The 23278-nt window shown below is 59.1% G+C and carries 19 protein-coding genes; 12 read left to right on the forward strand and 7 right to left on the reverse strand.

Annotated elements, in window-relative coordinates; genetic code table 11:
* Positions 1–8: 8 nt before the first annotated feature.
* From FHX16_RS10970 to FHX16_RS10980, 3 genes are all read left to right on the forward strand, one after another.
* Positions 9–1733 (forward strand): ABC transporter substrate-binding protein, encoded by a 1725-nt coding sequence (locus FHX16_RS10970; protein ID WP_183756235.1) that lies wholly within the window; start codon positions 9–11, stop codon positions 1731–1733.
* A 143-nt stretch (positions 1734–1876) separates the two neighbouring features.
* Positions 1877–3391, forward strand: a complete 1515-nt coding sequence (gene glpK, locus FHX16_RS10975) for a glycerol kinase GlpK (RefSeq protein WP_183862955.1) — start codon at positions 1877–1879, stop codon at positions 3389–3391.
* Between the two features lie 163 nt (positions 3392–3554).
* Complete coding sequence (locus FHX16_RS10980) at positions 3555–5213, forward strand: phosphoethanolamine transferase (protein WP_183862952.1); 1659 nt, start codon at positions 3555–3557, stop codon at positions 5211–5213.
* Positions 5214–5293: 80 nt separating this feature from the next.
* On the opposite strand, the gene FHX16_RS10985 is transcribed toward FHX16_RS10980, so the two are convergent.
* Together FHX16_RS10985 and FHX16_RS10990 are read right to left on the reverse strand one after the other, a co-directional pair.
* Positions 5294–5653, reverse strand: coding sequence for a response regulator (locus FHX16_RS10985; protein WP_016554366.1), 360 nt, complete (start codon positions 5651–5653; stop codon positions 5294–5296).
* Positions 5654–5868: 215 nt separating this feature from the next.
* A complete protein-coding gene (locus tag FHX16_RS10990; protein ID WP_183756239.1) occupies positions 5869–6654 on the reverse strand; it encodes an IclR family transcriptional regulator in 786 nt (261 codons plus the stop codon).
* Positions 6655–6820: 166 nt separating this feature from the next.
* Here FHX16_RS10990 and FHX16_RS10995 point away from each other — a divergent pair, with 166 nt between their 5' ends.
* The gene (locus tag FHX16_RS10995; RefSeq protein WP_183862950.1) at positions 6821–7975 is read left to right on the forward strand and encodes an amidohydrolase; all 1155 of its coding nucleotides are present in this window, start codon (positions 6821–6823) and stop codon (positions 7973–7975) included.
* Positions 7976–8243: 268 nt separating this feature from the next.
* A complete protein-coding gene (locus tag FHX16_RS11000; protein WP_183756241.1) occupies positions 8244–8900 on the forward strand; it encodes a CBS domain-containing protein in 657 nt (218 codons plus the stop codon).
* A gap of 10 nt (positions 8901–8910) precedes the next feature.
* On the opposite strand, the gene FHX16_RS11005 is transcribed toward FHX16_RS11000, so the two are convergent.
* Positions 8911–10023, reverse strand: coding sequence for an acetate/propionate family kinase (locus FHX16_RS11005; protein WP_183862948.1), 1113 nt, complete (start codon positions 10021–10023; stop codon positions 8911–8913).
* 295 nt (positions 10024–10318) lie between these two features.
* On the opposite strand from FHX16_RS11005, the gene FHX16_RS11010 reads away from it, so the two are divergent.
* The 7 genes from FHX16_RS11010 (at position 10319) to FHX16_RS11040 (ending at position 18104) form a co-directional block, all read left to right on the forward strand.
* Positions 10319–11758, forward strand: a complete 1440-nt coding sequence (locus tag FHX16_RS11010) for an MFS transporter (protein ID WP_183862946.1) — start codon at positions 10319–10321, stop codon at positions 11756–11758.
* A gap of 40 nt (positions 11759–11798) precedes the next feature.
* Entirely contained in the window at positions 11799–12356 is a 558-nt protein-coding gene (locus tag FHX16_RS11015) for a DUF924 family protein (protein WP_183862944.1), read from the forward strand.
* An 80-nt stretch (positions 12357–12436) separates the two neighbouring features.
* The gene (locus FHX16_RS11020; protein WP_183756245.1) at positions 12437–14983 is read left to right on the forward strand and encodes a mechanosensitive ion channel family protein; all 2547 of its coding nucleotides are present in this window, start codon (positions 12437–12439) and stop codon (positions 14981–14983) included.
* Between the two features lie 121 nt (positions 14984–15104).
* Positions 15105–15368 (forward strand): hypothetical protein, encoded by a 264-nt coding sequence (locus tag FHX16_RS11025; protein ID WP_183756246.1) that lies wholly within the window; start codon positions 15105–15107, stop codon positions 15366–15368.
* A 74-nt stretch (positions 15369–15442) separates the two neighbouring features.
* Positions 15443–15619: a glycine cleavage T C-terminal barrel domain-containing protein gene (locus FHX16_RS11030; protein WP_405049275.1), complete on the forward strand. Its 177-nt coding sequence runs from the start codon at positions 15443–15445 to the stop codon at positions 15617–15619.
* Positions 15620–15757: 138 nt separating this feature from the next.
* Entirely contained in the window at positions 15758–16588 is an 831-nt protein-coding gene (locus FHX16_RS11035; protein WP_183756247.1) for a response regulator, read from the forward strand.
* 184 nt (positions 16589–16772) lie between these two features.
* Positions 16773–18104 carry a diguanylate cyclase gene (locus FHX16_RS11040; RefSeq protein ID WP_183862942.1) on the forward strand — a complete coding sequence of 444 codons (1332 nt, stop codon included), beginning with the start codon at positions 16773–16775 and terminating at the stop codon, positions 18102–18104.
* A 15-nt stretch (positions 18105–18119) separates the two neighbouring features.
* Here the strand turns inward: FHX16_RS11040 and FHX16_RS11045 are convergent, their stop codons facing one another.
* The 4 genes from FHX16_RS11045 to FHX16_RS11060 all read right to left on the reverse strand — a co-directional run bounded on the left by FHX16_RS11045 (position 18120) and on the right by FHX16_RS11060 (position 23268).
* Positions 18120–19139, reverse strand: coding sequence for a GlxA family transcriptional regulator (locus FHX16_RS11045; protein WP_183862940.1), 1020 nt, complete (start codon positions 19137–19139; stop codon positions 18120–18122).
* A 297-nt stretch (positions 19140–19436) separates the two neighbouring features.
* Positions 19437–19634 carry a hypothetical protein gene (locus tag FHX16_RS11050; protein ID WP_183756250.1) on the reverse strand — a complete coding sequence of 66 codons (198 nt, stop codon included), beginning with the start codon at positions 19632–19634 and terminating at the stop codon, positions 19437–19439.
* Positions 19635–19917: 283 nt separating this feature from the next.
* Positions 19918–22764, reverse strand: coding sequence for a winged helix-turn-helix domain-containing protein (locus FHX16_RS11055; RefSeq protein WP_183862938.1), 2847 nt, complete (start codon positions 22762–22764; stop codon positions 19918–19920).
* A gap of 96 nt (positions 22765–22860) precedes the next feature.
* The gene (locus FHX16_RS11060; RefSeq protein WP_183862936.1) at positions 22861–23268 is read right to left on the reverse strand and encodes an Ohr family peroxiredoxin; all 408 of its coding nucleotides are present in this window, start codon (positions 23266–23268) and stop codon (positions 22861–22863) included.
* Positions 23269–23278: the final 10 nt, after the last annotated feature.

Here is a 23278-nt window from a genome sequence, read left to right on the forward strand (position 1 = left end):
AGGATATCATGCGAAGGCACTTACTAACGACAACAGCAGGCATCTTGCTGGCCATGGCGGGCGCCGCCTATGCCGGCATGGATGAAGCAAAGACTTTTCTGGACAAGGAAGTCGGCGATCTCTCGACGCTTTCCCGCGCCGACCAGGAAAAGGAAATGCAGTGGTTCATCGATGCCGGGAAGCCTTTCGCCGGCATGGACATCAAGGTCGTTTCCGAAACCCTGACGACGCACGAGTATGAATCGAAGGTTCTTGCGCCAGCCTTCACGGCAATCACCGGCATCAAGGTCACGCACGACCTGATCGGCGAAGGTGACGTCGTCGAAAAGCTGCAGACGCAGATGCAGTCGGGCGAAAACATCTACGATGCCTATGTCAACGACTCTGACCTGATCGGTACGCATTGGCGCTACCAGCAGGCCCGCTCGCTGACCGACTGGATGGCGAACGAAGGCAAGGATGTCACCAACCCGGGACTCGACATCAACGACTTCATCGGCACCAAGTTCACGACCGCGCCGGACAAGAAGCTCTATCAGCTTCCTGACCAGCAGTTCGCGAACCTCTACTGGTTCCGGTACGACTGGTTCAACGACGAGAAGAACAAGGCCGACTTCAAGGCGAAGTACGGGTACGATCTCGGCGTTCCGGTCAACTGGTCTGCCTATGAAGATATCGCCGAGTTCTTCACCGGCCGTGAAGTGAACGGCAAGAAGGTCTTCGGCCACATGGACTACGGCAAGAAGGACCCGTCGCTCGGATGGCGCTTCACCGACGCCTGGCTCTCGATGGCCGGCAACGGCGACAAGGGTCTTCCGAACGGCCTTCCGGTCGATGAGTGGGGCATCAAGGTTGATGAGAACTCGCGTCCGGTCGGTTCGTGCGTCGCGCGCGGCGGCGACACGAACGGCCCGGCTGCCGTCTATTCGATCCAGAAGTACCTGGATTGGTTGAAGGCCTATGCACCGCCGGCAGCGCAGGGCATGAACTTCTCCGAATCCGGCCCCGTGCCGGCGCAGGGCGAAGTGGCTCAGCAGATCTTCTGGTACACCGCCTTTACGGCTGATGCCGTCAAGCCGGGCCTGCCCGTCGTCAACGAGGACGGCACGCCAAAGTGGCGCATGGCTCCGAGCCCGCACGGGGTCTACTGGAAGGACGGCATGAAGCTCGGCTATCAGGACGTAGGTTCCTGGACGCTGATGAAGTCGACGCCTGACGACCGTGCCAAGGCCGCATGGCTCTATGCGCAGTTCGTCACCTCGAAGACGGTCGACGTGAAGAAGAGCCATGTCGGTCTCACCTTCATCCGCGAATCCACCATTCGCGACAAGAGCTTCACGGAGCGCGCTCCGAAGCTCGGCGGTCTGATCGAGTTCTATCGCTCGCCGGCCCGCGTCCAGTGGTCGCCGACCGGCACCAACGTTCCTGACTATCCGAAGCTGGCACAGCTTTGGTGGCAGGCCGTCGGCGATGCATCCTCCGGTGCCAAGACCGCGCAGGAAGCCATGGATTCGCTTTGCGCCGAGCAGGAAAAGGTCCTGCAGCGCCTGGAGCGTGCCAAGGTGCAGGGCGATATCGGTCCGAAGCTCGCTGAAGAGCACGATCTCGAATACTGGAACAAGGATGCGGTCGCCAAGGGCAACCTCGCTCCCCAGCTGAAGATCGAGAACGAGAAGGAAAAGCCGGTTACCGTCAACTACGACGAACTGGTCAAGAGCTGGCAGTCGAACTGATCAGCGCTCGGTCGGGTACGAGGCCCGGCCAATAGCAATGCCGACGGCGCTGAGCCGCCGTCGGCACCCACCACGATAAGAAAACGACCTATTAGGCTGGCGCGTTTGCGGCGGCAAGGCGAACTATTGCGCCGGAGAAGAGCATGAGCGGCCATATTCTCGCGATCGACCAAGGCACGACGTCCTCGCGCGCGATCGTCTTCGACGCCGGGATGAAGATGATCTCGTCAGCACAGGAGGAGATCAAGCAATCCTATCCTCAACCGGGCTGGGTCGAACACGACCCGGACGAAATTTGGACCACGGTAGTCAATACGGCCCGGCAAGCTTTGGGAAGTGCCAATGTTCCGGTCACCGATATCGCTGCGATCGGGATTACCAACCAACGCGAGACGACTGTCGTCTGGGAACGCAGGTCGGGTAGGGCGCTCTACAAGGCCATTGTATGGCAGGACCGGCGCACGGCTGAAGTCTGCGACAGTCTCAAGGCTGACGGCTACGAGAAGCTTTTCAACGCGAAGACCGGCCTGCTGCTTGACCCCTATTTTTCCGGGACGAAGCTGCGCTGGCTGCTCGACAACGTCGAAGGACTGCGGGACCGCGCCGAAGCCGGCGAAGTGTGCTTTGGCACCGTCGATAGCTGGCTGATCTTCAATCTAACCAGCGGGCGGGTTCATGCGACCGATGCCACCAACGCGTCCCGAACGCTGCTTTTCAATATCACCGAGGGTCGGTGGGACGAGGAGCTTCTCGGCCTTCTCCGGATCCCGGCATCGATGCTTCCGGAGGTCAAGGATTGTGCCGACGATTTCGGCGTCACCGATCGCGAGATCTTCGGAGCGTCCATTCGGATCCTTGGGGTCGCCGGTGACCAGCAGGCGGCGACCATCGGCAATGCCTGCTTCAAGCCCGGCATGATGAAATCAACTTATGGCACCGGTTGCTTTGCTCTCCTCAATACCGGCCAAGACTGCGTGGCCTCCAGCAACAGGATGATTACGACGGTCGCTTACCGGCTTGCCGGCAAGACGACCTATGCGCTGGAAGGCTCGATTTTTATCGCTGGCGCAGCGGTGCAATGGCTGCGCGACGGCCTTGGTCTTATTTCGCACGCCTCGGAGAGTGGTGCACTGGCGACGCGCTCGGACCCAAGCCAGCAGGTCTATGTCGTGCCGGCCTTTACGGGGCTCGGCGCACCGTATTGGGATCCGGAGGCGCGTGGCGCGATTTTTGGTTTGACCCGAAACAGCGGCCCGGCGGAACTGACGCATGCGGTGCTCGAATCCGTCGCCTACCAGACGCTCGATCTCCTGATCGCGATGCGGAAAGATTGGGGCGGCCATCACATCGAGACGGTCTTGCGGGTCGATGGCGGCATGGCAAGTTCCGACTGGACGATGCAGCGTGTTGCCGATGTTGTCGGCAATCTGGTGGACCGGTCCGCCGTTGTCGAGACAACGGCGCTGGGCGCCGCCTGGCTCGCCGGTTCCAGAGCCGCGGTCTGGCCGGATCAGGAGCAATTTGGAAAGGCCTGGGCTTGCAACCGCCGATTCCAGCCGTCGATGCAAGAGACAGAGAGGCAGACGAAAATCGCGGGCTGGCGCAACGCTGTGTCTCGTACGCTGTCGGGCGCGCAATATGGCAGTCCGCTGGCCTGAATTGTAGTTATGCGCCTTCATTGTGGGCACCGCCTCGCCATGAAGTCTTCAGGTGGCTGTCAGAAAATCCGGCCATGGCTGGCGAATATTGTCGACAGCCATGAATTATTTCTGATCCAATCCTGGTTTCGTCGACGCCAAATTTTGACGCGGAGACGACCAATTGAACGAGAATGCCACCAAGGTCCGCCTGATCGACCGGCGACCTGAAATCGGCAGCGTGACGCTTTGCTTTGCCACCACTCTCTACCTGCTCTTTGTGACAAACCGCTCGTTTTGGAGTACGGCCTACGGCGATTTCGCGACTGATCACCTGTCGTTTGTACTTTTTGTCATCGGGATTTCTGCAGTCTGCATGGCAATCGTGACTGCCTTCTCCGCCAAGTACCTCACCAAACCTTTCTTGATCTTTTTTGTGCTCGCAGCCGCCGCCGGTTCTTGGTTTACCGATCAGTTCGGTGTGATCGTCGACAAGGAGATGATCCGCAACGCTGCGGTGTCAACGGGCGCGGAGGCGGGGCATCTGATAACGGTGCGGTTTGCGTTGCATATGCTGCTGGCCGGAGTGTTGCCGTCGCTGGTGATTAGCTGGGTGCGTATTCGGCATCGACCGGTGCTGTCCAAGCTTGCTCATAATACGGGCGTGATCCTGGCCTGCCTGGCGGTTTTCGCCGTCGTCGGCTTCGGCGATTACAGGGCCTTTGCCGGGGTCGGGCGTGCGCACCGGGACATCCTCGATCGACTGAACCCATTTTTGCCGATTACCAGCACCATTCGCTATGCCGTTTCGTCGGAAGAGGATGCGCGGGTCGTCGCGGCGCCGCTTGGTACGGATGCACACAGGATCAACACAGCCGGTCTCAACAAGCCACGTGTGACAATCATAGTCGCGGGCGAGACGGCCCGCGCCGACGATTTCTCGCTGGGCGGCTACCAGCGCAAGACGAATCCTGAACTTGAAAAGCAGAATGTCGTCTATTTTCCGAATACGACCAGCTGCGGGACGGCGACGGCGGTCTCCATCCCGTGCATGTTCTCCGTCTATCCGCGCACTGCCTATACGCATCGGAAGAGCCTTGCGACCGAGAACCTGCTCGACGTGCTGAGCCACGCAAAGGTTGACGTCTCCTGGATGGACAATGATACCGGCAGCTACCACGTTACTGACCGGGTTGCCTACACCTCACTGCCGAAGTCCGCCGACCCACGCTTTTGCAAGGACGGTGAGTGCCTCGATGGTATCCTGCTCGACCAGGTCGACGATTGGCTCGATCATGTGAAGGGCGACAGTGTATTGGTCCTGCACCAACTCGGTAGCCACGGGCCGGCCTACTTTGCTCGTTATCCCGACGAGTATAGGCGTTTCGTTCCCGACTGCAGGGCCAACGACTTTGGCAGCTGCACGGCCCAAGAGATTACCAATGCCTACGACAATACGATCCTCTACACGGATCACGTGGTTTCAAGTGTCATCGATAGGCTGAAGCAACATTCCGACAAAGTTGCTGGTGCGGCGATCTACCTTTCGGACCATGGGGAATCGCTTGGCGAGAACGGGATCTACCTCCATGGCGCGCCCTATATCGTGGCGCCGTCGCAGCAGACCCATGTGCCGTTCCTCGTATGGGTCGGCGACGATCTCGCGAAATCCGCCGGCTTCGATATGAGTTGCATGGCCAAGCAAGCAGACGAAGGCCGTTCGCACGACAACTTCTTCCACAGCGTGCTCGGGCTCATGGACGTGACGACCAAGATCTATGATCCACACCTGGACGTGTTCGCCGCGTGCCGGCGGACGGACAAGGTCGCGAGCATCCGATAATGACCACGTGGCGTAGGCAGGAGTGCCTGCTGAGCTAATCACGCTCGGATGGCCGCTCCTTCAGGCGGCCAGTTCACGTCTCAGTGCTTGCAGTTTGCCGCCTTCATGCGCTCGGAAAGCTCCGAGAGCCCGAAGGGCTTCACCAGGAAATCGTCCGCGCCGCTCCGGAGGCCCTCGATCTGGTCAGAGGCCTGGTCGTGCGCGGTGAGAATGATGACAGGAACGGAGTTTGCCTTTCTCCGGAGGGCCTTCAACAGCGTTAGGCCGTTGCCGTCGGGCAGGCGCAGATCGAGCAGGATCACGCCGTAGTTGCCCGTTTCGGCGGCTTGCGTCGCCTCCGCGAGATTGAGACACCAGTCGACTGAATGACCGTCGGCTGCGATGTGATCACGCACCGCGTCGCCCAACAGGATGTTGTCCTCGACCAACAATACGTTCACGCGCTGTCTCCACTACTGCATGCCTGCTGTGCGACAGCGTGCGCAGTCACCATGAGGGTTCGTTTGGCGTCGCTTTTTTTGCGCCGCAAGGATTTCTAATGGGATCGTTAGCTGACAGCGGCCTTAAACATGCGTGCCGAAATGGGTTGTTGAAGTATGAACTTCAAAAACAGCATCTTCAGCAGGACCGTCGAGCCAAACATAAGTTCTGGTCCTCAGCCGGGTGTTTTGACGTCCGAGCCGGCGAGCAACGAAAGCTCGCTGGCCGTCTTCATCACCATTGTTATCGTTTGGCTGATGTCCGGTGCAGCAGGCGCGTTGACCAGCGCGATATAGGGGCAGGTGAGGGCCGCTATGCAGCGCCCATCCGGGCCAAGAATCGGTGCCGATAGGTTGTGTACGCCTGCCGTTTGGGCGCTGGCCATCATTTCGTAGCCGCGTTCGCGAATAAGGGCGAGATGCTGGTAGAAACCCGGTTCGAGCTTCACCTCGTCGCGGCTGCGCGCGTGTTCCGCGATCATCATCTGGCGCTCCTCGTTACTTTTGAAGGCGAGAAGCACGTGGCCGGAACCGGTATCGAAAAGACTCATATGCGAGCCGACGCGGATCGAGATACCCCAATAGTCCGGTGCCTCGTGTTGGGCGATCACAACTGCCGCGCCGCGATCAAAGACGACGAGGTGGTTCGCCTGTTTTGTCCGCTGCGCGAGTTCGCGCATCAGCGGCGTGGCGAAGGACGCCAGTCGACGCGTTGGCGCATGCAACTGCGACAGGCCGAATAGCTTGAGGGTGAGGGTGAATCGGTCGCCCTCGAGCTTTGTCACGTAGCCGCGTCGGACGAGCCGGTCGAGCATTCGATAGAATTCGTTGGGGCTGCGATCGAGACGCTTGGCGATTTCTGCCTGGGTCAGGCCTTGCTCGACGCCCGCCAAAAGCTCAAGGATATCGAGCCCTTTATCCAGCGCCGGTGCGCGGTACCGATCAGCGTCGTCTGCTTGCATCAACTTCTCCTGTGAATGCTACTTTACATATACAAATGCACAGACGCGGGAAAGCGAGGAAAGGCGGATGCAGTGTCGCGCGGCCGGTTCTGTCGACTATGGATGTCGAAGAGGCTAGGTTCGTTGCCGTTCCATCTCGCTTCACGTGTTGCCAGGATTTTCGACGATGTTTCTGACGGATGAAGAGTTCAGTGTAATCAAGGCGTTTCGGCGGGAGCTTCACCGTCATCCGGAGATATCCGGCAAAGAGGCACAAACGGCGTTGCGTGTGGAAGAAGCACTTGGACTCACTGGACCCGACGGCATCGTTACCGGCATCGGCGGACACGGCCTGGCAGCTGTCTTCGAAGGAACGAAGCCAGGCCCGACCGTCTTGATCCGTGCGGAGCTGGACGGCCTGCCGATCGAGGAAATCTCTGACGCGGCGCATCGCTCTGCCATACCCGGCCGGGGGCACCTCTGCGGTCATGACGGTCACATGGCGATCCTTATGGCGGTTGCGAAGGGGTTGGGGCAGATGCGGCCAGCCCGCGGGCGCGCAATCCTGATGTTCCAACCGGCCGAAGAAAACGGCGCGGGCGCAGCGGCCGTGCTTGCGGATCCCAAGTTTGCCGCCTTAAAGCCGGATCTATCGCTGTCACTTCATAATTTCCCAGGTGTTCGGCTTGGCCATGTCCTTCTCAAGGAGGGGCCCGTCAACTGCGCCTCGCGCGGAATGAAGATCGCTTTGAAAGGCAAGACGTCGCACGCTTCCTATCCGGAGCAGGGCATCGCACCGACTTTCGCGATGGCGCGCTTGCTCGGTGATTTGACGTCGCTCGGCAACAATGGTCCGCTGGGGCCGGATTACTCGCTGGTTACGGTCACGCATGCGCGTCTCGGTGAACCGGCCTTTGGCATCAGTCCTGGAGAGGCGCAGATCTGGGCAACCCTACGGACATTGACCGATGAAGCCATGGCCGCCCTGGTTTCACGCGCGGAGGAACTGGTTCGGACTGAGGCAGATACTGGACACCTGCAGGTGGAGATCAGCTACGAGGACGTGTTCCATCAATGCTACAACTCTGCCGAAGCGGTGGCGGAGTTGCGGCGAGCGCTGGATGACGAGGGCGTGAGCCATGACGCAACAAGCAGTATGTTGCCGATGAAGGCATCCGAAGATTTCGGTCTGTTCCGAACCGTGGCACCGGCCGCGATGTTCTTTCTCGGCGCCGGCGAAGCTCATCCGCGCCTACACAACCCGGATTACGATTTTCCCGATGAATTGATTGCCACTGGTTCGGGCGTTTTCATGCGAGCCATCAGAAACATACTGGGATGACCTGAAACCTCGCCTGAAGGAGCACAGCGACAAGGAGCACATCAGCGACCGGCGGGAACCGGATGCCGAGAGTCGTCGGATGATCCTGTCGGATTGCCGAGTCAAAAGCGTCTTAGGAAACTAATCTCTCAGGTTGAAATTAGGTTCGCGATCATTGATCGACAGCCGCGTGGAATTGCGCAATATTCGCAGCATCAGGCGTGCCTCTAGCAAAGCGAGGCCGCGCGCCGGCACCATTCGACTTCCTCCAGAGCGCAATGGGATTGACATGTTTGCTCAAGACATCATGAACACTGACATCACGACGATCAGCGCCGACAGCAGCGTGCATCAGGCAATCGACCTCATGGTGGCCAAGGACATCAGTGGCCTGCCCGTCATCGACAATGATGGCAACCTGTGTGGCCTCCTGACGGAGGGCGACCTGATGCGGCGGATCGAGTTTGGTGGCGGTCGATCGGCCGGCAACTCCGATAACGCATCGCTCGTCGATTTCGACGACTATATTCGTAGCCGCAGTTGGCGCGTATCCGATGTCATGTCCGCAAGCGTCATCAGCGTTGCACCGGATGCGCCGGCCGCTGCCATTGCTGAACTGATGTTCCAGCACAAGATCAAGCGTGTTCCCGTCGTCAGCGACAAGCGGCTCCTTGGCATCGTCAGTCGCGTCGATCTTCTCAAGGCCATCGTTGCAGCGCCGAAAGAGAGAACGGCAAGTGGTGACGATGCACTTGCGCGTGCCATTCGCGCTCGATTGCAGGGCGATCTCGGTCTCGAGACAGATGCGATCAAGGTATCGGTTCAGGATTCCAGAGCCATCCTGGAAGGAACTGTATCCAGCGAGCTGGAACGTCGTGCGATCCGGGTGCTGGTTGAGAACGTCAAGGGTGTCGATGGCTTCATCGACAAGCTGAACCTAACCTGATCTGACGTCCTCAGGCTGCGGAGCGGAGCAGCTTTTTCGCGTGCGTCGCCATCACGCGTTCCTCGTTCGTCGGGATCACCAGTACCTTGAAATCACCGAGGAAGCGCAGCCTTGCAAGGATCGCTTCGCGAACGGAAGCGGCGTGCTCGCCAATCCCACCCGTGAAGACGACCGCGTCGATCCCTCCCATGGAGACGGCCATCATGGCTGCGTATTGGGCAGCTTTCAGCGCAAAGTATTCGAGTGCGAACGTCGCCTGCGGATCCTCGCTTTGAAGCAGCGCTTCGACGTCGTTGGTGAGGCCGGACAATCCTTTCAGGCCGGAGCGTTCATAGAGGATGTCCTGGACGGTTTCGACGCCAAGATTCAGGTCGTGAAGCATATAGAGGATGGCGCCGGGGTCCATTGCCCCGCTTCGCGTCCCCATCGGAATGCCGTCGAGCGCGGTCATGCTCATTGTCGTATCGACGCTGACGCCTGCCTTTAGCGCACAGAGGCTGGCGCCGTTGCCGAGGTGTCCGATGACAACTCGACCCGCATGCAGACCCGGATGGTCTCTAGCCAGCACCTGCGAGATCCATTCATACGAAAGCCCGTGGAAGCCGTAGCGGCGAATGCCCTTGTCGCGCATATCCTGTGGCAGCGCGAAGCTACTTGCCAATTTGTCGTGCCCCGCGTGAAAGGCGGTGTCGAAGCAGGCAATATCCGGCGCGCCGCTCCCCAATCGGGCCGAAGCGGTGATGCCGGCGAGATTGTGTGGTTGGTGAAGCGGCGCCAACGGGATGAGTGCTTCTAGGCGGCGCATCACCTCCGGGGTGACGATAACGGGTTCTGCGAAATCTTGCCCACCGTGAACGACGCGATGAACAACTGCGGCCGTCCGCCAGGCATGATCATGGTCGCGGATAAGGTTCATCACGGCGCTTAGGGCTGTGTTGTGATCGGTGTCCGCGGGCAAGGAGTTTTTCGTCTCCCGCCCGTTGGGCAGTTTGGCGCGCATTTCGGGCGTGTCGCCGATGCCGGTGACCTTGCCGCTCATCAGCACGGTGAGATCCCGTTCCTCGAAGATCTGGAACTTCAGGCTCGACGAGCCGGTGTTGAGAACAAGCAGCGTTTCGTTCATCGACTTGTGCCCCAATCGGGTGAAGATAATACGGCGCCAGGCTGCCCCCGTTGTTTCGCTACGGTGGCTGCAGAAGCAATAGCTGTCAAATTGTTTCTGTTTCGAAATTTCGCGCGCAGCGTGTTGCTTGCGGCGTGCTCGGATGGGCTCCGGAGAGCAAAATCCTTTGAGATTTCAGGATTTTCTCTTTCCGTGCTGCGCCGATCGGCCTATCTAGCAGAAGTGCCGTTCGGCACGTGTCGGACGCCGCCTCCCGCGCTCCGTCCGGATGTTCAGGTTCCACATCGGCAGATCAATGACAACTATGCAGACGACAGAGAAGGACGATGTGGAGAGTATCCGCAAGGCGAAAATCGTTGCGCTGGTCGTCGCCGTTTCGTTTTTCATGCAGATTCTCGATGGCACGATAGTCACGACGTCACTGCCGCAGATGGCTGCGAGTTTCGGCGTTCAGCCGGTATCGATGAGTATTGGCATTACGGTCTACATGCTGACGATGGCGGCCTTCATTCCGCTTTCGGGATGGCTTGGGGACCGATACGGCGCAAGGCGCATCTTCCTGGCGTCGATTGCCGTCTTCACCATTGCCTCGCTGTTCTGCGGTTTGGCCAGTGGTCTGGGCGAGTTCGTCGTCGCGCGTGCCGTCCAAGGCGCGGGCAGCGCGTTGATGACGCCGGTCGGACGGATCATCGTCCTGAAGAATGCTCGAAAGTCGGAGCTCGTTCAGGCGATCGCACTCATTACCTGGCCGGCGCTGACAGCTCCGGTTATCGGGCCGCTGCTCGGCAGCTTCATCACGACATATGCCAGCTGGCACTGGAATTTCCTCATCAACCTGCCGATCGGCGTTCTCGGCATGGCGCTGGTTCTTCGTTTCGTGCCGGAGCAACGCGAAGAGGATGCCGGCCGGCTGGATGTGCTGGGGTTTATCCTCAGCGCAGGCGGGCTGACCTTTCTGCTCGCAGCGCTGGAACTCTCCGTGAAATGGGATGGCGGCGTGCTTCCGATCCTTTTGATGCTCGCGGCGGGCATCGTGCTGTCGGTCATGGCGACACGACACTTCCTACGGGTTACCAATCCGCTCCTGGAGCTCTCCGCTTTCAAGGTACAGACCTATGCGATAGCGACGCTTTCAGCCGGGACGGCAAGCCGCGTCGCGATCAATGCGACGCCGTTTCTCCTGCCGCTGCTCTTCCAGCTCGGCTTTGGATTGAGTTCAATCGAGGCTGGCGCCTACCTGCTGGTCTACTTTCTCGGAAATCTCGGCATGAAAGCCGTAACGACGCCGCTGCTCGCGAAGCTTGGGTTTCGCACGGTGCTCTTCGGCAATGGCTTGATTGCCGCTCTGTCGATTGCGGCCTGCGGCTTTCTCGTTCCGGCGACACCACGCCTCATCATCTATGCATTGCTGATGATTGCCGGCCTCTCGCGGTCGATGGAATTTACGGCGCTGAATACTCTAGCCTTTGCCGATATCAATCCCGCGCAACGCAGTTCGGCGTCCACGCTGTCGAGCATGTTGCAGCAGGTTGCCATGCTGCTTGGCGTCGCGATCGCGGCAGCGGCGCTCAACGTCTCCGTCTCTTTGCGCGGTGTCGAGGGGCCGGGGCTGGTCGATTTTCGCTGGGCGTTTCTTGTCGTCGGTACGATCGGCATCATATCGTCTCTGCGCTTCTTGCAACTGGCGCCGGATGCCGGCGCCGAAGTGTCGGGTCACAAGATCGGCACGAAATAGCTTGTGCCTTGCAATCGGTCGGTGTTCGTCGGGAGGAAATATGGAGCTCGGATATGTCTGTACGCCGCAGGAGGTCTTCGACTTCTGGTTCGAGGAGTGCGGGCGAGACCAATGGTTCGCCACGACAACGGAGCTTGATCGGGATATCCGCCACCGTTTCCGCGACACCCATCTCGCACTCTCTCGTGGCGTGACCGAGGAATGGCGTGCGACGCCAAACAGCAGGCTTGCCGCCGTCATCGTACTCGACCAGTTTCCGCGCAATATTTATCGTGCGACACCGTTCGCCTTCGCGACCGACGGGCTTGCACTGCGCGAGGCAAAGCTCGCACTGGAAGTTGGCGCCGATATGCAGGTCAGCCCGGAGTGCAGGACGTTCTTCTACATGCCTTTCGAGCATTGTGAAGATCTGGAAGAACAGGAGCGCGCGGTCGCGTTGTTCAGGGCGCTTGGCGATGAGGAATATATCGACTATGCGCTTCGCCACCGGGACGTGATTGCAGCCTACGGGCGGTTTCCGCACCGGAACGCCATCGTCGGGCGGCAGTCGAGTGCGGCAGAACTGGAGTATCTGGCGCAGCCGGGCGCAGGCTTCTGATCGCGTCGCCTTTCTGTCGCCTTTCTTTCTTATGAAAAGCTGGATTTCAATTTGATCCAGCAAACCCGAGCGGGGACATTTTGCGGCCGACACAATTCTTGCTTCGCATTCTCCTTGTCGCAACGCTGGCGGTAGTCGGCGCGAACCTTGCGGGCGCCCAGACGGCTGCACCGCAGGCCGCGCAGCCGACGCAAGCGACTGAGCAGCCGTCTGTCGTCGACAGCCCAGTCGAGCAGGCCGCGAAGGCGATCGAGAAGGCAAAGCAGGATCTCGCCTCGCTGGAGGACGGTGTCAAACAGAAGAGCGACGATGACGACGCGCTGGTGGCTTTTGCCGGAAAGACCGATGAACTCGGACGCACGGTCCTCAACGTTTCCGTCGGCCTGAGGCCACGGCTCGACCAGATCAAGAACCGCCTCGCCGAACTGGGCGATCCGCCGAAGGAAGGTCAACCGGCAGAGGCTGAGATCGTCACGACCGAGCGTAACGCCTTGACCTCGGAGCGTGCGCAGATCAACGCCGTCACCGGCGATGCCGAAACCCTTTCTGCCGCCATTGGCAAGCTTGGCAACCGCATTGCCGAGACCCGCCGTCAGCTCTTCGCCGCTACTCTGCTACGGCGCACGGACATTTCGTTTTCTGTCCTCGACGATGCGGGACGCGCCTTCGTTCAGGAAGGCTCGGAGTTCATCCAGGCCCTGAGCAGCTGGCTCGGCTTCGTCTTGAAGTTCAAGGCTTTCGCCTTCTTTGCCGCCATCTTCATGTCCCTGGCGACAGCCCTTGTGCTTCTATCCGGCGGCTATCGAGTCTTCGGCCGCTACCTGCAGCGCAAGGAGACGGACGAGCAACCTTCCTACATAAACCGTCTCTCCATTGCTTTCTGGTCGACGCTCATCAGGACGCTCGCGCTCGCCGCCCTGCTGGTCACGTCCTACTTCTTCCTCAACAGTTTCAACGTTTTGAGGCCTGATATCGCGCCCATCATCGGCGCTCTCTTCGGGTCGATAGGGCTGATCTATTTCGTCAGGCGCTTCACCAATGCAGTGTTCGCGCCCAAGGAGCCGCATTGGCGCCTTGTCAAGCTTTCCAACCGCGGCGCGAGCTCGATTGGCGCTTGCCTGCTTGCGATGGCCGTCGTCAACGCGCTCGATTATCTCCTCGGCAGCATCAGCGAGGAGCTCGGATCTCCACTGGTCCTGACCGTCGTCAAGAGTCTGATCGCGGCCCTGATCATCGGCCTCATCCTGATCGCAGCCTCTTTCGGTCGTCCAATGCTGGCGCGAAACGGTGATCCGGACGCGCCGGGACGGCATTGGCCACGCGGCATGGCGATCATCTTGCGCGTGCTTGGTGCAGGTTTGATCATAACAGCTTTGACCGGCTACGTCGGGCTTGCCCGCTTCGTTGCCACCCAGTTGATCATCACCGGCGCGATCATCGTTACGACCTATATCGGTCTTTTGTCGGGGAAGGCCATTTCTCGCAGCGAGACCTTCGGCGAGACGTCGTTTGGCCGCTTCCTTCAGCGACGCTTCAAACTCGGCCCGGTCGCCATCGACCAAGCGGGATTGTTGGTCGGGATGTGCATCTCGGCGATTGCGCTGATGGTCGGCATTCCGCTGGTGCTGCTGCTGTGGGGCTTCCATATCCAGGACCTCCAGCTCATCGCCTATCGCCTTCTTACGGAGGTCCGGCTGGGCGGTATCAGTATTTCGCTGGTCGGCATCATGACCGGTATCCTGCTCTTTGCCGGCGGTTACCTGCTGACCCGTTGGATCCAGCGCTGGCTTGACGGCAACGTCATGGCCCGCAGCCATGTCGATCTCGGCGTTCGGAATTCGGTCAAGACGGGCATCGGTTATCTCGGCGTCGGCCTTGCGGCGATTGTCGGCGTTTCAGCAGCGGGCATTGACCTCTCGAGCTTCGCGCTCGTTGCCTCCGCGCTTTCGGTTGGTATCGGTTTCGGTCTCCAGAACATCGTGTCGAACTTCGTGTCCGGCCTGATCCTGCTTGTCGAGCGGCCGTTCAAGGTGGGCGACCACGTAGTCTCCGGCACCGCCGAAGGCATCGTGAAGCGGATTTCCGTGCGCGCGACTGAGATCGAGACGTTCCGCAAGCAGTCGATCATCGTGCCGAATTCCGAATTGATCAACGCATCTGTCGGCAACTGGACGCACCGCAACAAGATGGGGCGGTCCGAAATTCCGGTTTCGGTAAGCTACGAGTCCGACCCGCAAAAGGTGATGGATATTCTGTTGGAACTCGTCAACGCCGTACCCGTGGTGCTCCGCAATCCTGAGCCACACGTGGAGTTCCTGCGGTTCGGGCCGTATTCGCTGGACTTCGAGCTTCGTTTCATGCTTGCGGACATGGGTGACGGCCTGAAGGTCAGGAATGATCTGCGTATCGCGATCCTCAAGAGGTTCCGGGAGGAGGGCGTCGAAATTCCCCTCCCGCAGAGCGATGTCGTGTTCCATCGTCAGGCGGACCACGTCGGAACGGCAACTGCCGCCGGCAAACCACCAGCGAAGATCGAAGACGCCTCCGAGGCGAGTGAAGTGGACGAAGAAGCCGGTACGGTGCGCCGGTTGCGCGGCAAATCGGCAGATGGCAATCTCAAGGGGTAAAGGCGTTGTTCAGCGATCGTTCAGAGCGGTCGCTATATAACGTCGGCAATCGGGTTTTCGTTGCTGGGGGCAGCAGCGCCGAGACGCTCCAAGGGAGGGCGCTTCATCCGCGCCGCACTGCATGGCAAAATTTGCCGTCGTACTGTTTCTGTCACTCATGGCCGCAGGCCAAACTTACGCAGCTTCCATCACCAACACCGACAGCGCCGCTGTTGTGATCGTCCTTACCGAGGGCGGCAACAAGATGCAGCTTGTGCTCGATCCCGGCGCGTCGCAAACGTTCTGCCCGGCGGGCTGCTTCATCACTGCGCCTGATGGCGATCGGATTGGTCTCAGCGGCGGTGAAACGATCGACATCATCAAGGGTTCGGCCGTCGTAAAGTGAATGACGCGACACTCTGACTGCCATTTCTGTTCACGGATTTTCGGCCAAAGGCCTCTTGCGGCTTGCCTATTTGCATGTCGGCCAGGTCCACAAGTACCAATCGATCGCTGGCCTTGGCGATGCTGCGGCCCGACTATGCCAAGGAAGGCACAAGGCTGAGGATCAAGATTCTCGGAACGACGTACAACGCCACCCTTGTCGGCGAGAGCCAGTTCGATCCTGACAATGCGGCTGCGCGCATAGTCTTTTAAGCATGTTTTGAAGAATGCCAAGGCGGCCCTTGTGGTCGCCTTTTTGTTGGTCAGTGGCGATGGCCGATTAATACTTATTCAAACCGGGTGTTGTACCGATTTCAGCCGGGGACAGGAGTTTCATCAAAAGGTTTGGAAATGGCGTTTTTGGGTATTTCGGGAATGCAATATTCCGGAGGCATGTTTGCTGATGCGCGCATTATTCTGGCGGAGGATTCCAACGTATTTACGTCGATGATCGGCAAACGGCTGAAAGAGCTCTTCGATATCGACGTGGAAATCTGCCGGAGTTTCGAAGAGCTGCAACTGTCCTATGACAAATCCACGGACCCGATCACGCTTGCCATTTCCAACATCAATCTGCCGGGCGCCGAAAATGGCGAGGCGCTGGAATACCTGATCGATCTCAGCATCCCGACCATCGTCTTCACCGGCACCTTCCAGGAGGGTATGCGCGACAAGCTGATGGCTAAGGACATCGTCGATTACATTCTCAAGGACAATGTCTTCGCCGTTGATCTGCTTGCAGAATCGATCTGCCGTTTCCTCACCAATCACCGTCACCACGTCCTGATTGTCGATGACAGCCCGACGGCTCGCGCTCTGCTGTCGAGCCGCCTCAAGCGCTACAATTTCCGTGTGAGCACGGCTGATAGCGGCGCCAAGGCGCTCGAGATCCTCAAGACAAACCGCGACATCGGCTTGATGATCACCGATTACAACATGCCCGACATTGATGGGTTCGAGCTCACCCGGCGCATCCGCGCCAGCATTGGTTCGCATGAGTTGCGCATCATCGGCGTATCGTCATCGTCGAACCGGTTGCTGTCCGCACGGTTCCTCAAGGCGGGCGGCAATGACTTCATGCTGCGGCCGTTCATCGACGAAGAGTTCTACTGCCGCGTCAACCAGAACCTTGACACACTGTTGCAGATCCAGTCGATGCGTAAGGAACGGGCCGTTGCCTGACACACGGCCTCCGCCCGGCGATGTTAGGCGGAGGCCCGCTCACCCTTCTGAGATTGAGATTTTTGCAATTTCAAGTGTTGCCAAGTCTCGATATCTTCTCACGCGTGTTTCTGTGAGTTATCTTCACAAAAGTCGAAAAGATGGTCGATTCGAACCGCGGCGACTTTCTGGGGGATAAGGGTGAATGGCTTTCCGGGAGGATCTCCATCGGGATGGATCCGGGCCACGCTTTGGTGGCCAGTGGGTACTTCTGGTTGAGGATTCCCGGATGTTTTCCGCGGTCTTGTGCCATCGGCTTCATGCGGAACTTGGTTTGAACGTCAAACCGTGCTCCTCTCTAAGGATACTGAACGAGACCATCGCCCAGTCGCCGAACGACTATATGATGGCGATCGTCGACCTCAATCTGCCGGATGCGCCTTATGGCGAGGCGCTCGACTGCACCATCGAGGCAGGTGTGCCAACCATCGTCTTCACCGCCACCTTCGATCTTGATACGCGCAACCGCATCATGGAGCGCCGTGTTGTCGACTATGTACTGAAGGACAACGAGTTCGCGCTCGACAACGTGGTCGCCAGCGCCAGACGTGTATTGTCGAACAGGAAGACACGGATCCTCGTGGTCGATGATGTGGCTTCCGCACGCCAGATCCTTGTCGGATTGCTGGAAGCACAGCAATACATGGTTATCGAAGCGGTTTCCGGGCTCGAGGCTTTCGCCGCGCTGGAGGCCTACGACGACATCGAGGTCGTCATCACCGATCACCATATGCCCGATATGAGCGGTTACGAGTTGACCCGGCGGATACGTCGGCACTATGGCTCAGACAGGTTGCGGATCATTGGTGTTTCATCCTCGAGCGACCGCATGCTTTCTGCGAGTTTCTTGAAGGCCGGCGCATCCGATTTTCTCTACAGGCCGTTCGTGGCCGAAGAACTGCAGTGCCGTATCGCTAACAACGTCGAGACCTTGGCGCAGCTGAAGCAACTTCGGGCGGCCGCGGCCTGCGACTATCTCACGGGCCTCTATAACAGACGCTATTTCTACGACCTCGGACCGAAGCTGGTGAATGATTGCCTGCGTCACAAGGCTGCGGCCGCGGTGGCGATTCTCGATATCGATCATTTCAAGCGGCTGAACGACACCTATGGACATGAGATCGGAGACGAGGTGCTGAAGGCGGTCGCGGATCGACTGGCGACAATCTTCGAGGGAAGCGACAACCTTCTTTCACGCCTTGGCGGCGAGGAGTTTGCGATCCTGTTTCCGATGATGGATTCGAGCGCCGCGAGCAAACTGTGTGACGAGATCCGGTCGGATATCTCACGCCTGAAGGTGATGGCGGACGACGAGGAACTTTCCGTCACCGTGTCGATCGGCGTTGCCGAAGTTTCCGACTACGAAACCTTCGACAACTATCTCAATGCCGCCGACCAGTTTCTGTATATGGCCAAGCACAAAGGGCGCAATCAGGTCTATTCCGACGCGCGGATGACGGAGGAGGCGGCTCAATAGCCGCCCCGGCGTCATTTAGGCTGCGATGGCTTGGCGCGCCGTTGCCATCGTCATCTTGCGCTCTGCGCGCTCCTGCTGCGGCGAACGGTGGTAGAGTTCGCGATAACACTTGGAGAAGTGCGAGGCCGAAACGAAGCCGCAGGCGACGGCGACTTCGACGACCGGCATAGAGGACTGTACCAGCAGATGGCGGGCGCGATCTAGCCGTATTTCCAGATAGTAGCGGGCGGGAGAACGCCCCATTTCCTGGCGGAATAACCGTTCGATCTGGCGGCGTGACAGGTCGACGCCATCCGCGATCTCAAGCAGCGATAGCGGCTCCGAGAGATTGCCCTCCATCAATTCGATGATCGAAAGAACCTTGGCATTCTGGACGCCGAGGCGCGCGCGGAGCGGCAGCCGCTGGCGATCGTTCGGGCTGCGGACGCGGTCGGTCAGGTGCTGCTCGCAGACCCGGTTGACAAGTGTTTCGCCGAAGTCCTGGCCGATCAGGTTCAGCATCATGTCGAGCGACGCGGTGCCGCCGGCACAGGTATAAAGGTTGCTGTCGACCTCATAGAGATCGGCATAGACCTCGGCCTGCGGAAAGGCTTCCGAAAAACCCGGCAGGTTTTCCCAGTGGATCGCACAGCGCTTGCCATTCAGCAGGCCCGCCTGCGCGAGGATATGTGCGCCCGTACAGAGGCTGCCGACGGCGACGCCGCGATTGTAGGATTCGCGCAGCCAGGCACTGACGGACTTGTTGTTGAAGTCCTCGACGTCGATGCCGGAACAGACCAGCACCATGTTCGGGCGATGCTCGCCACCGAGGTTGCGGCGCTCGTCAGAAAGCGACGTGTTTGCCTCGACGCCGATGCCGCAGGAAGAATAGACCTTCTGGCCGTCAACCGAGGTCAGTCGCCACGTGTAGGCCTGGTAGCCGAGCATGCGGTTGGCGATGCGCAGCGTATCGATTGCCGCCGAAAACGGCAGCATCGTAAACTGCGGAACCATGAAGAAGACGAGAGAGCGTTGCTTATGCGACATCTTGTTCATGAGACAAATCCGTGCTGGAGGTGCGAATGCACTATTCGTTGCTTGGAATACGTCGTTTCGATATCCTGAAAGCGACATTCTCATGGATAAATGCGGCCGCAAAGAGCAAATTTGCGACATTGCTGAAATTGACGATGATCAAATGACGATTGCCGTCTTCAAAAGTTCACAAAAGCCGGCTTCAGCAAAAATATGTGTATGAAATTCAAGATTTAATTGGGTGGCCCTAAAAACGGAGAAAGCGGCGCTGCTCGAAAGCAAGGCGCCGCTTTCACACGGGGAGGAATGTCGGATTCATTACATAACCTTGCGCTCATCCGCGCCATCCGCCGACGGCCAACCAATGTCCTTCCGCATATCGAAAGACATGGATTCGATCTCGCGAGCAGCCTGCCACTGGTGCCATGCATGAACCAGCTTACGGGCGTAGTCGGCAATATGCAAATGGGCTTCGGTTGAAGGCGTCTTGGTGTGCCTGAAGGTAATCGTCGTCATTTCCGTTTCCTTTCATCGTCGGATGACGCTTGTTTGATGTATGGAATATGGGTGTTCTGCTCCCATCAATCAAACGAATAGAGTTTATGGATACCATCAGCATTTTTGAATGATGGGCACGCCCGCCGCGCACCGTTCCGCTCGCGAGTTGATTGATGAAACCACTGTCGGTTCGTCGAGGGGCTCGGCCGCCTTGCTCACGATTGTGGAGCCGTAGGGCCTGTAAGTGTGGACCGGCGCAGCCCTTGCGGTGAGGCCACGGAGGAACTGGTATGGTCCGTCCCTAGCATTCGGTACGCATCATTATATCTTCAGCTGCCTTCAGATCCTCCGTGTTCTGGCCCTCGTCGAACCCAACAACGATTGGTTGAAGAATTGCCGCGGCTTCCTCTTTTTTCCCGTATTCCGTTTCAAGAGCGGCGAGATCGCAGGAAGCGCGCAATTCCCACCCGCGTGCGCCCATCTTTCGACTTGCGTCGATGGCCGCTCTAATGCATCTGCGCGCCTCCTCCGAAGGAGAAGTCGATCGCAAAAGGTTCCCCTTTATTCGCAAGAGTTCAGGGCTGTAGCAGAAGTCTCCGTTGGCTTCGACCGATTGGAGGGCTTTCTCGACCCGTTCCAACCCTTCGTAGGCTTTGCCCGACAACGCCAGCCCTTTGATAAGCGAGAGTTCCAGCATGGTGGTGAAGACCTCATAGGTCGCCCCATGCAGTCTTTCGACGCAGCTTCGGAGGCTACGGACACCTGCGCTGGGGTCGCCCCGCCGGATGGCGATTTCTCCCTCAAAGCCTCTCGCCACCGATACGTATGGCGACAGGGAGTGCAGCCCCGCACGGGATATGAGCCAATCAATGTGCTGCTGCGCACTCTCTAGGTCGCCGCGCCAAAGAAAAACCGCGATGCCACCGAGCAGCGCGATGCAAAGCGTCAACGAATGGTCCGCTTCAGCCGCTTCCTTGATCGTTTGCCGTGCCCTGAATTCAGCTTGGTCAGGAAGGCCTTGTAGCCAAAGGTTTCTCGCGAGTATTCCGCCTGCCAGCCCGCGACCCTGGAAACCGACATAGCTTCCGGGCGCGCGGCCCGGGAGCGGGTCGCTCGATAGCGCGGCCTCCAGTTCGACCCTGGCGCGGCTAAGTTCGCCGCTGAAGTGCAATGAATTGCCGAGGAAGAAGTGCCCAAGCGAAATCGCGGACGCCTCTCCGGTTGCCTCAGCGACGGAAGAACACCGAAAGGCGCACTGGAGCGCCGATTTGAAATCTCCCGTCCGGAGATGAAACATGTTCAATGGGCCGAGAACCTTTAGCTGATCGACCGCGTCTCCTCGTCCCTCTGCTATCTCGAGGCTCCTGGTGAGGGCGGGGAGCGTGTCACGGCCGCCGTGAAGATACATGCGGGAAATGCCGCGGCCGGCCTGAAGATGCATCTCCTCACGGCTTCCCCGATGGCGATCGTCCATTGCAGAAAGAGCCTGCTCGGACCAGCGCTGGCATTCCGGAAAGAGCGACATCGCCTGAAATACAGGAACCGCCGCAGCGGCCAGGCCGATGCCGACGTCGGCGTTGCCGTTGTTGCCGAACGCCCATTCCAAGGCAGCCCGGACGTTGTTGATTCCAAGGAAATAGGGTAGTCGCTCGGGTCCGCTGGAGAGCGTTGGCCAATCTGGGCCAAACTGCTCAAGCCAACGTCGGTAGTATGAGGCGTGGCTTGCAGCCAGTTCCGCGCGATCATCTTCGGTCTGCCCATGGAGCGCGTAGGCTCGCGTGGTATCGAGCAATCGATAGCGCATCATCGCGCCGAAGGAATTCGCGCTCAGCAGGGACTTGGCAACAAGACTATCGACGGCACCAAAAAGCGCAGGTCGATCAAGGGGAGGTGTCGCGATCACTTCCCAGGCGGCATCAAGCGTGAAATCGCCAACGAAGATCGCCAGTCTCCGAAGAACGGTGCGATCCAGTTCCGGCAGCAGCCCGTAGCTCCAGTCGAGTGTCGCCTGCAGGGTCTTCTGACGAGGCGGCGCGTTGCGTGATCCCACCCATGCGAGGGCAAGATGCTGATCGAGTAGGGCAGCCGTCTGGGAAAGGCCATAGGCCTCGACCCGTCGCGCGGCCAGTTCCAGCGCGAGCGCCATACCGTCGAGCTTACGGCAGATCGCTGCAATGATATGCGCGTCCTCGTCAGTTATGGCCAACGCGGCGCCGCTTGCGGCAGTTCGTTCGACAAACAATTGGGAAGCCGGATAGGAGAGAATGGTTTCGGCTGTAATTTCCGGATCGTCCGGTGCGCAGGCAAGGGTGTCGAGCTTGTAGATGCTTTCGCCTTCGATCCTGAGAGCTTCGCGGCTCGTGACCACGATGCGGACCTGCGGCGCGGCGTCGATTATGCTAGCTGCAAGGTCTGCCACGGTATCGACCACGTGCTCGCAGGTATCGAACACAAGAAGGATCCGCTTGTCACGGAGATAAGCGAGCAGGCTGGGGCGCACGTCATCGGAGCCGACGGGTATTCCAAGCATGGACGCGAGGGCGGGCGAAACAAGTGATGGATCGCTTAGCGTTCCGAAATCGGCAAGTACCGCGGCTCCATCGAACGTCGTCGCCAAATGATTGGCCAATGCAATCGCGACGGTGGTCTTGCCGACGCCTCCACTCCCTACGATGGATACGACGGGAAACCTCGACAGTCTCTCCGAGAGGTCGAGGATATCACCCTCGCGCCCGACCATGCGTTCCAAGCGGTTGGGGAGATTGGCATGCCTGAATTTCGCCGCGCCATCATCAGTCACCAGCACGTGGGCCGAGCCTGTGATGGGCGCGACGAAGCAGTAGCCGCGGCCGGGGATCGTGGTGATATAGCGAGCACCGTCCTGCCCATCGCCAAGGGCTTTGCGCAGCCCGGTCATGTGGAAGCGCAGATTACCCTCTTCAACGATAACGTCCGGCCAAATCCGGGACATCAAATCACTTTTGCTCAAGAGGGTGTTCGGAGCGGATACCAGCGCGATCAAAAGATCCAGGGCGCGGGCGCCAAGCTCGACCGGAACCCCTTCCTTCGCAAGCAGCCGCTGACCGACATTCAAACAAAAGGGGCCGAAGGACAGGTCACCTGCTGCATCGCCACCAGCCCGCGTCATGGCATTCCCCCTGACCACCTCCACCGCCCTCGTTATACTCCAACGCCTTCTTCGGAGCCATGGCGGCTCAACATTCGGTTTGCGCACTTCGAGTACTCAGACGAGATTGTAGAAGGCACGGATGTTGCCGTGTGTTGCCCGGCAGTATGGGCACTCATGCCGAGCCGCCTCAATCAAAAGTGATGCACTCTCGCGATCCAGCCCTGGCAGGTAGATGTCTAGGCGGACGCCGACGACGTATCCCTGGTCGTCCGAGGATAACTCCACATTGGCGTATATCCTGACATCTGCGTGGAGCTTGATCCGCCTAAGGTCGGCGACATGCTTCAGCGAACTTGCGAAACTCGCCGACCAGGCGATCGCGACAAGCTGCTCCGGGTTCGTACCGAGCCGATTGCCGGCAGGATTGGAAAGTCTGATATCGAGAGCACCGTCCGAGCTGCGGGCGAAGCCGTTCTCTCGGCTGCCAATCGTCTCTGTCCTGGCAGTATGCACATGTTGCATGATCGTACCC

Origin of the sequence: Rhizobium sp. BK661, assembly GCF_024808825.1 — a bacterium.
In the GTDB taxonomy this organism is placed as follows: domain Bacteria; phylum Pseudomonadota; class Alphaproteobacteria; order Rhizobiales; family Rhizobiaceae; genus Rhizobium.